This is a genomic window from Corallococcus macrosporus DSM 14697, assembly GCF_002305895.1.
Lineage (GTDB): Bacteria > Myxococcota > Myxococcia > Myxococcales > Myxococcaceae > Myxococcus > Myxococcus macrosporus.
Genome location: NZ_CP022203.1, coordinates 5,342,802 through 5,356,396 on the forward strand (window position 1 = coordinate 5,342,802; position 13,595 = coordinate 5,356,396).

Consider the following 13,595-nt stretch of genomic DNA (forward strand, 5'->3'; position numbering starts at 1 on the left):
CGTCTTCCCTGGCGGGCCAAAGATGTTCACCGTTGCCATACCGTCAACCCGCCAGGCGGGCTTCACGGCATGTGCGAGGCCTTGCGCCGGATCACCGACATCCCATCAACCACAAGGGTTGACCGGTGAACTCCGTCCCCAACAAATAGCCGTTGCCGTCTTGCACGTAGCTGATGGCCTCTGCCTGGGCCTGGCTCCCGCTCGGAACCTCGACGAGCTGTCCTCGCAGCAGGTCCTCCAGCCGCGCGGCGCCGGGGCGGCGCAGCTCATACGCGCGCGAGTAGGTGCGCAGCAGCAGCCGCTCACCGGAGGCGTGGAGGGAGGCCGCGGTGGTGGCGCGGTCCATCCCGAGCGGCGCCGTCAGCGTGCCCAGCTTCTTCGCCTGGATGGCCGTGCCGACGCTCAAGCCGTCCAGCGCGAAGACGTCACCCAGGGAGTCCAGCGACTTGGTGATGACCGCCAACCGCCCGGAGCGGGCGTCGATGATGACGGACTCCGCGTCCCGGGGGCCGTCCGGATAGAGGAAGGGCAGCACCTCCACCGCCGCCGTGGCGTCCTCCAGCGCTTCGGGCTCGGGCAGCCGGTAGAGCCGCACCTGTTCGCGGCGCGCGAAGTTGTCGCCGATGTCCGCCAGGAAGATGCAGGTGCGCGGCGCCCCGGGCGCGCAGGGCCCCACGGTGACGTCCTCGAGGTCGCGGGGCTCGGCGCCGGTGAGCTTCAGCCGGGCGAGGATGACGCCCTGGGCGTCCATCGCGAACAGGGCGAAGCCGTTGCCGGAGTCGTTGTGCGCCCAGAAGGCGCCCGGGTGGCGCTGACTGGCGGCCAGGCCGGACAGCTCGGGCAGCACGTCGGGGACGGCGCCGGCTTGCCGTGGCTCACTGTAGAGCGTGCACCCCGGCACGCCCTGGGCGGGGACCTGGTTCGTCGGCTCGGGCGGAGGTGGCGCGGGCGGCGGCTTGGAGCGGGAGCACGCGCCCAGCACTCCGGCCAGCAGCGCCAGGAGGAGGCGGCGCGGCACGTCAATTGTCCAGGTCGAGCAGCTTCGCCAGCGTCTTCGCGTCCGCGTCCGGGAAGCGGTAGGCGGACATCTCCTCCAGCGTCACCCAGCGGTGGTCATGCACGCGCAGGTGCTGGATTTCATCTCCAGGATGCGCGAGCCGGCAGTGGAAGACGCGGAAGTCGATGTCGTAGTTGGGGTACTCGTGGTGGGTGTGCATGGCCTGACCCAGCACGTCCACGTCCACGCCCATCTCTTCCAGGATTTCCCGGGCAAGGGCCTCGGCGTCCTCTTCACCCTCCTCCACGCGCCCGCCGGGGAACTCCCACAGCAGGGGCAGTGACGCGGTGGGGGGACGCTGGGTGATGAGGTAGCGCCCCTGCTCGTTCTGGAGCATCGCACCGACGACACGGACCTGACGGCGGGCCATTCGCTTCTCCTCTTTCTGGCGGGACACCGGGGGGAGGGGCGAACTAACACAGCCCCCGCCCGGCGCCAATGCCACAACCCCTGGCGCCCAGCCTGCGCACGTCGGGGGCCCCCGGCCACCCTCCCCCTGGGCCGCACAGTCGCCGCGCACGCCCGGGAGGCTTGCCCTGGCGGCCCGCCCCCCGGCCAGTGTTCGGGGGCGTGCGACAGCACACGGGCATGTGGTGAATTGGATGACGGGAACGCGAGAAGGCGTCATGCTCGGGCCATGACGACGAGTCGTAGGGAAAGGGCCGAGGTGCTCGGAGCGGCACTGAAAGCCGCCCGCCAGCAGGCGGGGCTCGGCATGGAGGAGGTCGCCGAGCAACTGGAAATCCCCGTGGAGGTGCTCGCCCGGGTGGAGCGGGGGGTGATGGTGCCGACCATTCCCACCCTGACGCGCCTGTGTGTGATTCTGAAGCTGGACCCGGATGTGCTTCCCGAGCTGCCGGAGATGAGTGACTGACGTCCGGGCGTGGCCGTCCAAGCTCCCGGCCCCGAGCTTCCACGCCCGTGCGCTGCCCCACCTGCCATCGCCGTATGGCCGAGCGCTGTCCCGTCCACTCGACGGTCGACGCGCGCGCCCCCGCCCCCCCGCCGGCGCCTCCGGACGTGCGCGGGTACGTCCTGGGTGAGCCCCTGGGCCGCGGCGGCTTCGGGCGCGTCTTCTCCGCCCGTCGCCAGGTGGATGGCCAGGAGGTGGCGCTGAAGGTCCTGGAGCCGCTGGCCGGCGAGCGTCTGGAGCGGGAGCTGGAGGCCCTGCGCCGAGTAGGCCCCCCCACCGTCCCCCGGCTGCTGGGCGAGGCTTTGACGCGCGCGGGTGAGCGGGTGGTCGTCATGGAGCGCATCGACGGGCCCACCCTGGCCCGGAGGCTCGCGGGGCTGCCCGGGGCCGGTGCCCTGCCGTGGACCGAGGGCCTCCCGCTGATGTGCGCGCTGGCGGAGGCGCTGGCCCGCGTCCATGCCGCGGACGTGGTGCACCGGGACCTCAAGCCGGAGAACGTCATCCTGGCCGAGGGGCGGCTCGTGCTGCTGGATTTCGGGCTCGCGCGGTTGACGGCGCGGGATGACCAGGAAGCGCCCACGCCGGGCGTCACGCGCACGGGGCAGCGGCTGGGGACCCATGAATACATGGCCCCCGAGCAGTGCCGGGACGCGCGCTACATCGACGCGCGGGCGGACCTGTATGCGCTTGGTGTCATGTTCTTCGAGCTGCTGTGTGCACGGCCGCCCTTCGTGGGCGAGGCGTCCGCGGTGCTCCAGGCGCATGTCTCGCGGCGGCCTCCGGCGCTGAGTGCGCTCGCGCCGTGGCCCGTGCCCGGGGCGGTGGAGGCGCTGGTTCAGCGGCTGTTGGCCAAGGCGCCCGAGGACCGGGGCAGCGGCGCACGAGCGGTGGCGGATGCGCTGCGAGGGCTTCAGGGCGCTGGCCCCACCGCGCATGGCGACGACGCGCGCCACGCCGCGTCCCCGGCGGCGCGGCCAGCCCCGGCCCCACCGGCCGCGCCCCCTCCCGACACGCGTCGCGCCACACACGAGGTGGCGCTGCTCGGGGTGAAGTCAGCGCAAGACGCGCCGGCCTTGCTGGCCCAGCTCGCGGGCTGCGGCGCCATGCTCGCGCGGGTGGAGCCAGGGCTCGCCCTGTTCGCGTTCCCGCACGAGCGCTCCGTGGAGGCCGGCCTGCGCGCCGCGCATCGCGCCGCGGAGCTGTTGAAGAACGTCGTCCCGTCAGAGGTGGCGATGGCGCTCCACTGCGCGCCGGTGCGCCTCCGTGAGCGCGCGGGACGCCTGACCCTGGGCGGCCTCGCGGTGGAGCGCCCCGAGCGCTGGTGGCCCGCCCCCGCCCCCGCCAACACCGCCGAGCCCCTCACGCTGACAGTCAATGCCCGGGCGCACCTGGGCGACGCCCCCACGAGCACCGCGTCCGCTTCCACAGCGCCCGCGTCCGACGTCCTCCTGGGCCGGGACGCCGAGCGGTCCTGGCTGCGCGAGGCGTTGACGCGCGTCCAGGCGCGGCGGTCGCCCATTCTCCGCACCCTCCTGGCGGAGGAAGGCCTGGGCATGACGCGCCTGCTCACGGCGTGGCGAAGGGAGTTGGAGGGGATGTCCGGCGTGTCCGTCCGCTTCGTCGAGGCGCTTCCCGACGAAGGCAGCGCGAGCGAGAGCGGCCTTCGAAGCCTCATCAACACCGTGCTCGACCTGCCCGCGCACACGCCCGCGGACGAGGCGCTGCGGCGGCTGCTCGCGGACGCGCGCCCGCCGGTGGAGGTGACCACCGTGCATCCAGCAGCGCGCCGGCAGCTCGTCGCCCGCGCCATCGCCGCGCGCGTGTGGCGACTGGCGGCCTCGCGGCCCCTGGTCCTGCTCGTCGATGACGCGCACACGCTGGACCCCACGGCGCTCGACGCGCTGGAGCTGGCCACCCTCTCCGGCGAGGGCGCCCCGCTGTGCGTCGTGCTCGCGGGCCGGCACCGGCTGATGGGCCTGAGGCCCTATCTGGGAGAGCGCGCGCGGGACTTCGACCAGCGGGAGCTCGCGCCCCTGGGAGAACAGGACGCGCGCGAGCTGCTCCGGCGGCTCCTGCGCCCCGTGGACCTGATTGCCGAGGGCGTCCTGCGCGAGCTGGTGGAGCGGTGTGGTGGCTCGCCCCTGCGCATGCAGGAGACGGTCCGCGCCCTCCGCGGCGCGGGCGCCATCCGCGCCCGTCCGGACGGAGGCGGCTACCTCGCGGCGGATGCGCTGAACGGACTGGCGGCGGACCGGCCGGGCGTGGATGAGCGGCTCGCGGAGCGGAGCCTCGGGACTCTGCCACCCGGGCTGCGCGACCTGCTCCAGGTGGCGGCGCTCCTGGGGGACGACGTGCGCCTGGAGGAGCTCTCCGCCACCCTGGCGCACCTGGACTCAGACGCGGGCCTGGACCTGTCCCTGGACCCGGGCGTGGCGCTGGAGCGGCTGGCGCGCCTGGGCATGCTGGAGCCCCGAGGGCCCCGGCGTTGGCGCTTCGAACACACCACCCTGCGCGAAGCGTTCAGCGCCCTGCTGTCTCCGCCCTTGAAGCGGAGAATCTGCGCCGCGGCCCTGCGGGCCCTGCCCGGCACGCCCACCGCGCGACGGGCGCGGCTGGCCGAGGCCGCCGGGGACATCCTCCAGGCCACCTCCGTCCACTGGAGCCTGGCCGAGGCCGCGCGCCGCGCGCACCGGCTCCTGGAGGCGGAGCGGCACTACTCGGCCGCCCTGGCCTTGGTATCCCGCGAGGACGAGGCCGTCCGGCTGGAGCTCCTGTCGGGCCGGGGCCGGGTGCGCTACCGCCTCCAGCGCATGGATGACGCCTTGGAGGACCTGCGCGCCGCCCGGGTGCTCGCGTCGTCCCACCGGGACGTGGTGCGCGAAGCGGACCTGTTGCTGGAGGAAGCCACCGCGCTGGACTGGCAGGACGACGCGGCGGGCTCCACCGCGCTGCTGGAGCAGGCCCTGCGCTGCTTGGGGGACGCGGTCCCCCCCGAGCTGGCCGCGCGCCATGCCCTGGCCCAGGCCCGCGTCTACGTGCGGCAGGAGGACATCCATGGCGCCGTGCCCGCGCTGGAGCGCGCCGTGGCGGCGGCCAGGTCCGGAGCGGACGCGGAGACCGAGGCCATTGCCCTGGCCATGCTGGGCGCGATGCTCGCGTGGACGGACCGGCTGAACGAAGCCGCCAGCCGCTTCGACGAGGCCATCACCTTGTGCGAGGCCACCGGCGACACCCTGCATCTGGGCGTGGCCCTCAACAACCGGATGGTGCTGCACGTCCAGCGCCGGGACGTCGCGGGCGCTCGCGCGGACCTGGAGCGCGCGGTGTCACTGGGACGCGAGCTGGGCAACGTGCAGATTGAACGGACGTCCGCGTTCAACCTCGCGTTGCTGCTCGGCTACCAGGGCCGCGCGGTGGAGGCGCTCCCCCTGGCGCGGCGGGCCGGCGTGCTCAGCCAGCGCTTCTTCCCCAGGTCCATGGCCCAGGACGCGCTGTTGGTGGCCCGCCTGTGCTGCGAGCTGGGCGACCTGCCCGAAGCGGCCCGGCAGCTCGACTGGCTCGAGGAGCCGGACACGCGGGCGAGGTTGTCGCCGCCAGACGCGCTGATGCTGGCCGTGGTCCGCCGCGTCGTGAGCGAGGCCCGGGACGCCCTCCCCTACGCCGCGGAGGCCTGGGCCCACCTGGTGGACGAATCACGGCGGGTGGCCACGCCCGACGAGCGGCTGGAGATTCTCGTCTGGGCGGCGCGCGCGGCCCGCGAGGCCGGAGACACGGCGACGCTGCGAGCCCGGGTGACGGAGGTCGAGGAGACCGCCCGTGAAGCCCCCCTGTGGACGGACCGCGTGCGCGCGCTGGTGGCCCCGGGCGACAACCGGTGACAGCACGGCGCCACCCCCGTTTCCGTGGCCAGGAGCCGTGTTAGCTGGAGGCGCCGCACGTCGCGGGCACGAAGGGAGAACCCATGGCCGGTGGGCCCCCAGATATTGACGCCGTTTCCCTCTATGAGGACGCGCTGGAGCCTGGAGCGCTGGTGGGTGACTGGGTCATCGAGTCGCGCGTCCATGCGGGCGTGACGGCCTGGCTCTATCGCGCGTCACACCTGTCCACGCGCGCCCCCGCCGCGGTCAAGGTGGTGCGCGCCGAGTTCAACCACGTCCCCAGCGTGCTTCGCCGGTTCCAGCAGGAAGCGGACACGCTGCGGGCCCTGCGCCATCCCCACATCGTGGAGGTGCTGGACCAGGGCGACCTGCGCGACGGGCGCCCCTGGTTGGCCATGGAGTGGCTGGAGGGCGAAAGCGTGGACCGGTGGCTCGCGCGCCGGGGGCCCTTCTCCCTGGCGGAGGCCCTCACGGTGATGCAGGAGCTGGGCGCCGCGCTGCACTTCGCCCATGGCCACGGCGTCCTGCACCGGGACCTCAAGGCCCAGAACGTGATGCTCCGCCCCCGGGGGGACGGCTTCACGGTGAAGCTGGTGGACTTCGGCATCGCCCGGGTGGAGCCCCCAGAGGGGCTCACCGGCTTGACGACGGGCGGCGCGGTGCTCGGCACGCCCGTGTCCATGGCCCCCGAGCAGATTCGCGGCCAGGCCGTGGACGCGCGCACCGACCTATACGCGCTGGGCGTGCTCCTCTACCAGGTCCTCGCGGGCGCGCTGCCCTTCGAGGGCGCCAGCGCCGTGGAGGTCGAAGAGCAGCACCTGCACGCGCCGCCGCCCCGCCTGGGGGAGCGGGTGCAGGTACCGCCCGCGCTGGACGCCGTGGTCCAGCGGTGCCTCGCCAAGGCCCCCGAGGACCGCTGGCCGGATGTGCCCACCTTCCTCGGCGCCCTGCGCTCGGCGCTGGCGCCCATCCCGGAAGGAGCGTGGGCCGCGGCCCTCTACGTGGACCTGCGCTTCCCGGACGGCCTGGACGAGCCGTCCGACGCGGAGCTCGATGCCCGGGACGCCGCCGTGGACGCGGCGCTCACCGAATTGGCGGCCCAGGGTTGGACGCTCGGCCTGGAAGGTGGAAACGCCGTGCTCGCGTGGCGGCAACTGCCTCCGGCCTCCGAGGCCCGCGGTTCAGCCCTGGAGGACGCGCGCCGCCTGGCGGACGCGCTGCTGAGCCGTGCGTCCGAGGCCGCGGGCGCGGGCGTCGAAGTCCGCGTCTACGCCCACGCGGCCCCGAGCGAGTGGGAGCCGGGCGCCCAGGGCCGGCCGCGGTTGTCGGGTGGCCCGCTGCTGCGCCTGACGGACTGGGCCACCGGCGGTGAAGCGGGCGCGGTCCACCTCACGGACGCCTTCGCGCGCCGCTGACTACGTCCGCAGCCGGTGCCGGCGCAGCAGGCGGTACAGGTACACGCGGTCCATGTCCGCGGCGGCGGCGGCCTGGGACACCTTGCCCCCGTGCAGCAGGAGGAGCGCGTCCAGGTATTCGCGCTCGAAGACCTCCAGCGCGCGGCGCCGGGCCTCCGCGTAGGGCTGCTTCGGGTCCACCAGGCTGCGCAGCACCGCCTGCGAGCTCACCTCCCCCGCATCCGGCGGCATGGCGTCCTGGAAGACGAGGCAGCGCTCCAGGTGGTTGCGCAGCTCGCGCACGTTCCCCGGCCACGCGGCGTGCTGGAGCTGCGCGATGAACTCCGGCGTGCTCAGCGCGGCGAGCTGCTCGGGCCCCGCCCCGAAGGCGGAGAGGATGCGCTCCGCGATGAGGGGCAGGTCCTCGGGCCGCTCCCGGAGCGCGGGGATGATGATGCGCACCACCGCGAGGCGGAAGAACAGGTCCGGGCGGAAGCGGCCCGCGTTCACCTCGGCGCGCAGGTCGCGGTGCGTGGCGGCGATGACGCGCACGTTGACGGGCTGGTACCCGTTGGCGCCCAGCCGGCGGAACTCCTTGTTCTCCAGGACGCGCAAGAGCTTCGGTTGCAGCTCCGCGGGCAGCTCGCCAATCTCATCCAGGAAGATGGTGCCGCCGTCGGCCTCCTCGAAGGCACCGACGCGGCGCTGGAAGGCGCCGGTGAAGGAGCCCTTCTCGTGACCGAACAGCTCGCTCTCCAGCAGGTTGCCGGGGATGGCGCCGCAGTCCACGGTGAGGAAGGGCCCCGAGGCCCGGGCGCTGGCCTGATGGATGGCGTAGGCCGCGCGGCTCTTTCCCGTCCCTGTCTCACCCTCCAGCAACACCGTCGCGTCGCTGGCGGCGGCGCGCTCCATGAGGGCGAAGCTGGCGCGCGTCACCGGGGAGGTGCCCACCAGGTCGCCGAAGGTCGTCCGGTCCGAGATGAGCAGCCGGTTCGTCTCCGGGCTGAAGTCGAACCGGACGCTCACCCGGCCCAGGCGGAGGATGCTGCCGCCGCGCAGGTACGCGTCGCGCACGTGCACGCCGTCCAGCACGGTGCCGTTGCGGCTGTCCAAGTCCCGCAGGCGGGCCCCGTCGTGCTCCACCTTCACCTCGCAGTGGAAGCGCGAGACGGTGGGCTCCTCGATGACGAAGTCATTGAGCCCGTGCGAGCCGATGGAGAACGTGTCCGCGTTGGACTCCTTGGCCTGCCCGGGCTGCGGCCCCTCCAGGACGGTGAGCCGGAACCGGCGGACGGCGCCAGGCGTCCCAGGCCGTCCCGTCCCCGTGGGCCGCGTCTGCTGAATGGAATCAGGTCCCTCGGACGGACGGCCCGCCCCCAGGGGTCGCTCGGTGTCACGCATATCACCCCAACGCTATCACCGTGGGCGGCGCGCCCGGGGGGACGTGGCCACTTGACCTACCGGAGCCCCCACTCGACGACGAAGTCCGGCCCTGCCTCCGCGCTGGACTGCCAGGCGAGCGCTTCAGGCCGCTCATCGCCCGTCCAGAGCCCGACCACGTCCGCCAGCAACCAGTGGGCCAGCGGCCTCGCCACGCGCTGCACGCCGTCGCGCGGAACGCCGGACAGCGAGCGCTGGGACTCCATCAACGCGCGCACCGTGCGCGACGGCACCACCCAGCACTCGGCCCGGGGGAACGGGGGCGCCAGGAACAGGCAGAACGCGGCGTCGGTCCGAAGCAACTGCGCGTCCAGGTGCTCGCGCCCCAGCCGGAACGCGGGAAGCCACTGGCCCTCGCCGCGCTGTTCGAGCTTCACCACCTGCACGGACACCACGCGCCGCGTGTGCAGGAAGTCCCCCACCGCCACGTCGAGCACGAAGGCCACCTCCACCCCGGTGCGGGCGGCGGGCGCGCGCGGCGCCGCTTCCGGCGGCGCCTCCCCTTCCGCCAGGACGGGCACGGCCCCGTGCGCCGGCTCGCGGCGCTGGACGGACATCGCCAGCGACAGCGGCGTCGCCTGCCCCTGGGACAGCAGCGCGGCCACGTCCGCCCTCACCCGCTCCAGCTCGGCGCGCAGCGCTTCGAGCAGGTCCGCCACCAGCCCCTGGGTGTCGTCGCGGAAGCGCTCCGGATACCGCGCGCAGAACGCCGCTTCCACGCGGCCGAAGGCGCCCAGGAGCAGCTCCTCCAGGTCCCGGTCGCGCAGCCACGTCCGGCCGCCGAGCGGCACCGCGCGCGTCGCGTGCAGGTGACGGAGCGCCTCTGTCACCGTCGCGGGCCCAGACGTCCGGGGAGGCTCCGCGGGGGCGCCCGGCTTGCCCTTGCCCGGAGGCCCCTGGAACCAGGACTGGAGCGTCCGGACGCGCATGCGGACCCGCGCCGACGGGTGCTCCTTCAACCGCTTCACCTGCCGCCGGTCGGTGGCGGTGCGGACCAGCGCCAGCACCGTGAGCTCGGCCTCCGACGAGGCGGCGTCTGGCGCGCACCAGAGGAAGAACTCGATGGCCGCCTTGCGCAGCACGGGCTTGCGCCCCACGCGCTCGGCGACTTCGTGCCGCCACGCCGCCAGCGCATCCAAGCCGGGCCGCACGCCGCCGGGCAGGAAGCGCGGCCACAGCTCAGCGCACTCCTCCGCCAGCCAGTGGAGGTGGTCGAACCCCGGCGCTCCCGGCCTGAGCTTCGACAGCACCCGCTTGCGGCGCTCGAAGGCGTCCGGCACGCCCTTGCGCACGGACGCGCGGAACAGCCGCTCCTCCAGCCACAGCAACGTGAGCACCAGGCCCGGCTCACCCTTGCGCAGCGTGGCCTGACAGTGGTCGAGCACGAAGCGCACGGGCCCCAGGTCCGCCGCGGCCTCGAAGTCGCCGTTCACCAGCGCGCCCAGCGCCCCGCGCAGGCCATCCACCGGCGGCGCATCGAAGCGCGCCAGCAGCTCGCACAGGTTCTCCACCACCTCGGGCGGGCCACCTGCCTCCAGCGTCCGGGACAGCAGCAGCCCCGCCCGCGCGCACCAGTCCGGCTCCTTGCGCCCGCCGGGGTAGCACGCCAGGAAGCCGCTCATCCCGCCGCGGCCCTCCGGGGAGGTCGCCAGGGCGAAGAGGCGCTCGGCCAGCACCTCGGACGCCTCGCGCCACGGCAAACGCGCGGCTCGCGTCCGGATGAACTCCGCCAGCCGGTCTCTCCCCTCCGCCGCCGTCGCTGGCAGCAGCGCGCGAAGCTGCTCCAGCAGCGCGACGGACTTCGCGCCCGTGCCCAGCACCTGCCGCAGGTCCACCTCCACCGCGCCGTGGAAGCGCAGGGCGCGGCCGTCGAAGGTGCACGGCGCGTCGCCGACCAGCGACTGGAGCGCGTCCGGGTGCCGCTTCAGGATGCGCGTCAGCACCGTGGTGACGGTGGCCTCCGTCTCGCGCCGCACGCGCGCGGCCGTGTCCGCGTCACCGGCTTCGCCCAACGCGGCCAGCAGCGCCTCCTGCCGCGCCATCAAGCGCGGGAGCAGGCCCGGGGTCGAACCGGCGTAGGGCCACAGCAGCTCGCTGCATGAAGAGAGCAGGAACAGCGCCTCCGCGGGCGTCCGCTCGCCTTCGTCCAGGTGGCTCCACGCCGCGGCTTGCGCCAGGGTGCGCTCGTCCAGCGAGGCGTTGCGGACCCAGCGCGAGAAGTCCTCGCGCCACCGGGTGGACGCGGCCACGGCCTCCGCCACGGGCGTCCCCGTCACCGACTCATAGAGGGGCCGGAGCGACTCCGGCCACCGGGCGTCATGGACGGCGTGCATGTTCTCTCACGCGCCTCATGCCACCGCGCCCGCGGGCAGCGCCCGCGACTCGCCCGCCGGAGTGAGGCTGATGACCACCGACTTGGACGTGGGCGTGCGGCTCTTCTCCGCGAAGCTGTTCACGGGGACCAGCACGTTGGCCTCCGGGAAGTAGGTGGCCGCGCACCCGCGCGGGATGTTGTACGGCACCACGCGAAAGGCTCGCGCCAGCCGCGTCTCGCCCTCGAAGTGGCTGCTCAGGTCCACGAGCTGGTCCGCGGACAGCCCCAGCGCCTTCATGTCGCCCGGGTGCAGGAGCACCACGCGCCGGCCGTTGCGGATGCCCCGGTACCGGTCGTCCAGCCCATACACGGTGGTGTTGAACTGGTCGTGCGTGCGAATGGTCATCATCAGGAGCTGCCCGGGCTCCAGCTTGATTCGCGGCAGCGCGTGCACCGTGAAGTGCGCCTTGCCACTCTTCGTGGTGAAGCGCCCCTCGCGGGGCCCGTTCGGCAGGGCGAACCCACCGGGCTCGCGCACGCGGCGGTTGAAGTCGTCGAAGCCCGGGATGACGCGGGCGATGAGTTCCCGGATGCCGTCGTAGTCCTCCACCAGCGACAGCCAGGGCACGCGCGAGCGCGCCCCCAGCACCGCCGACGCCAGCCGGGCGACGATGACGGGCTCGCTGAGCAGGTGCTCCGACGCGGGCGCCACCGAGCCTCGCGACGCGGACACCACGCCCATGGAGTTCTCCACGGTGACGAACTGGGGCCCGCGCGCCTGCACGTCGCGCTCGGTGCGGCCCAGGCACGGGAGGATGAGCGCGCGCCTGCCGTGGACCAGGTGGGCCCGGTTCAGCTTGGTGGAGACGTGCACGGTGAGGCGCGTGCGGCGCAGCGCCTCGGCGGTGAACTCCGTGTCCGGCGTGGCGGACAGGAAGTTGCCTCCCAGCGCGAAGAACACCTTCACCCGGCCGTCGTGCATGGCGTGCAGCGTCTCCACCACGTCCATGCCGTGGTGCCGGGGCGGCTCGAAGCCGAACTCACGCGTGAGCGCCGACAGGAGCCATTCGGGCGGCTTCTCCCAGATGCCCATGGTCCGGTCGCCCTGCACGTTGCTGTGGCCGCGCACCGGGCACAGGCCCGCGCCCGGCTTGCCGATGCCGCCCCGCAGCAGCGCCAGGTTGACGATCTCCTGGATGCACGCCACGGAGTTGCGGTGCTGCGTCAGCCCCATGGCCCAGCAGTAGATGGTGCGCTCGGAGCGGGCCAGTATCTCCGCCGCCGCGATGACCTGCGCGCGGGGCACGCCGCTGCCCTGCTCCACGTCCTCCCACGTCACCGCGCGCATGTGGGCCGCGTAGGCGTCGAAGCCCAGCGTCTGGTCGTCGATGAAGGACCTGGCCACCACCGTGCCGGGCCTCGCGTCCTCCAGCTCGAACAGCGCCTTGGCCAGGCCCTGTAGCAGCGCGGCGTCGCCGTTGATGCGCACCTGGAGGAACAGCGTGTTGAGCGCCGTCCCGGGGCCGATGAGGTGCAGCACGTCCTGCGGGTGCTTGAAGCGGTTGAGCCCCGTCTCCGGCAGCGGGTTGATGCTGACAATCTGGCAGCCCCGGCGCGCGGCGGCCTCCAGCGAGGACAGCATGCGCGGGTGGTTCGTCCCCGGGTTCTGCCCGATGACGAAGATGGCGTCCGCCCGGTCGAAGTCTTCCAGCGTGACGGTGCCCTTGCCAATGCCCACCGTCTCGTTGAGCGCCGAGCCGCTCGACTCGTGGCACATGTTCGAGCAGTCCGGCAGGTTGTTGGTGCCGAACTGCCGCACGAAGAGCTGGTAGAGGAACGCCGCCTCATTGCTGGTGCGGCCGGACGTGTAGAAGCTCGCGGCATCCGGCGTGTCGAGCGCGCGCAGCTCCTCCGCCACCAGCGCGAAGGCCTCGTCCCAGGACAGGGGCTCGTAGTGGGTGGCGCCCTCGCGGAGCACCATCGGGTGGGTGAGCCGGCCCTGCTTGCCCAGCCAGTGGTCCGTCTGGAGGGACAGGTCCGCCACGCTCCACTGGCGGAAGAACGCCGGCGTCACCCGCGCGGACATGGCCTCCTCCGCCACCGCCTTGGCGCCGTTCTCACAGAACTCCGCCATGGAGCGGTGGCCCGGGTCGGGCCACGCACACCCCGGGCAGTCGAAGCCCTCCTTCTGGTTCACCTTGAGCAGCAGCTTCGTGCCGCGCACCACGTCCATCTCGCCGTAGACGTGGCGCAGCGCGGAGATGACCGCGGGGACGCCGCCCGCCACCGTCGCGATGGGGCCCACCGAGGGGCCACGCGCCTCCTCGGGAGGCTGGGCGCGGGGAGGCGTCCTGGCGAGCGCGGACGTGCGCTCCGCGGCAGGTCCCCCTGCGTTCCGGCTCCCGTCGTCCATGGCGCTCCCTCCGGGCATCCCGCGGCCGGCTGGCTGGCCGGCTGCGTCGTGGTGGACTCTACCGCGCTCTCGCCGCGCGGGAACGCTCATGCGGCGCCCGGCCCCACGCGTGGCACGGCGGCCATGCCGGGGGCCCCATGGCCGGCCGTTCCCTAGCCGGGGGCTGGCCGCGTTGCCGAGAGCGCT

The 13,595-nt window shown here is 73.7% G+C and carries 8 protein-coding genes; 3 read left to right on the forward strand and 5 right to left on the reverse strand.

Translation table 11 applies throughout. The features are described 5' to 3' along the window. Nucleotides 1-91 precede the first annotated feature (91 nt). Together MYMAC_RS21500 and MYMAC_RS21505 are read right to left on the reverse strand one after the other, a co-directional pair. Nucleotides 92-1,018 (reverse strand): hypothetical protein, encoded by a 927-nt coding sequence (locus tag MYMAC_RS21500; protein WP_095959444.1) that lies wholly within the window; start codon nt 1,016-1,018, stop codon nt 92-94. Nucleotide 1,019: 1 nt separating this feature from the next. After that, a complete protein-coding gene (locus tag MYMAC_RS21505) occupies nt 1,020-1,427 on the reverse strand; it encodes a (deoxy)nucleoside triphosphate pyrophosphohydrolase (protein ID WP_013940939.1) in 408 nt (135 codons plus the stop codon). A 297-nt stretch (nt 1,428-1,724) separates the two neighbouring features. On the opposite strand from MYMAC_RS21505, the gene MYMAC_RS21510 reads away from it, so the two are divergent. From MYMAC_RS21510 to MYMAC_RS21520, 3 genes are all read left to right on the forward strand, one after another. Beyond that, on the forward strand, nt 1,725-1,931 hold the full coding sequence (locus tag MYMAC_RS21510; protein WP_237078560.1) for a helix-turn-helix domain-containing protein: 207 nt from the start codon (nt 1,725-1,727) through the stop codon (nt 1,929-1,931). 146 nt (nt 1,932-2,077) lie between these two features. Then, nucleotides 2,078-5,848 (forward strand): serine/threonine-protein kinase, encoded by a 3,771-nt coding sequence (locus MYMAC_RS21515; protein WP_239988936.1) that lies wholly within the window; start codon nt 2,078-2,080, stop codon nt 5,846-5,848. A gap of 83 nt (nt 5,849-5,931) precedes the next feature. Continuing rightward, a complete protein-coding gene (locus MYMAC_RS21520) occupies nt 5,932-7,263 on the forward strand; it encodes a serine/threonine-protein kinase (RefSeq protein ID WP_095959446.1) in 1,332 nt (443 codons plus the stop codon). On the opposite strand, the gene MYMAC_RS21525 is transcribed toward MYMAC_RS21520, so the two are convergent. The 3 genes from MYMAC_RS21525 to MYMAC_RS21535 are packed head-to-tail and all read right to left on the reverse strand — an operon-like array spanning nt 7,264 to nt 13,409. Continuing rightward, nucleotides 7,264-8,643: a sigma 54-interacting transcriptional regulator gene (locus tag MYMAC_RS21525; RefSeq protein ID WP_095959447.1), complete on the reverse strand. Its 1,380-nt coding sequence runs from the start codon at nt 8,641-8,643 to the stop codon at nt 7,264-7,266. 56 nt (nt 8,644-8,699) lie between these two features. Further along, nucleotides 8,700-11,015 (reverse strand): hypothetical protein, encoded by a 2,316-nt coding sequence (locus MYMAC_RS21530; RefSeq protein WP_095959448.1) that lies wholly within the window; start codon nt 11,013-11,015, stop codon nt 8,700-8,702. 15 nt (nt 11,016-11,030) lie between these two features. Beyond that, nucleotides 11,031-13,409: an FdhF/YdeP family oxidoreductase gene (locus tag MYMAC_RS21535; RefSeq protein WP_095959449.1), complete on the reverse strand. Its 2,379-nt coding sequence runs from the start codon at nt 13,407-13,409 to the stop codon at nt 11,031-11,033. Nucleotides 13,410-13,595: the final 186 nt, after the last annotated feature.

Coding starts and splice junctions, on each gene's coding strand:
- MYMAC_RS21505 (WP_013940939.1), bottom strand. CDS start 1,427: ATGGCCCGCCGTCAGGTCCGTGTCGTCGGTGCGATGCTCCAGAACGAG.
- MYMAC_RS21520 (WP_095959446.1), top strand. CDS start 5,932: ATGGCCGGTGGGCCCCCAGATATTGACGCCGTTTCCCTCTATGAGGAC.
- MYMAC_RS21525 (WP_095959447.1), bottom strand. CDS start 8,643: ATGCGTGACACCGAGCGACCCCTGGGGGCGGGCCGTCCGTCCGAGGGA.
- MYMAC_RS21530 (WP_095959448.1), bottom strand. CDS start 11,015: ATGCACGCCGTCCATGACGCCCGGTGGCCGGAGTCGCTCCGGCCCCTC.
- MYMAC_RS21535 (WP_095959449.1), bottom strand. CDS start 13,409: ATGGACGACGGGAGCCGGAACGCAGGGGGACCTGCCGCGGAGCGCACG.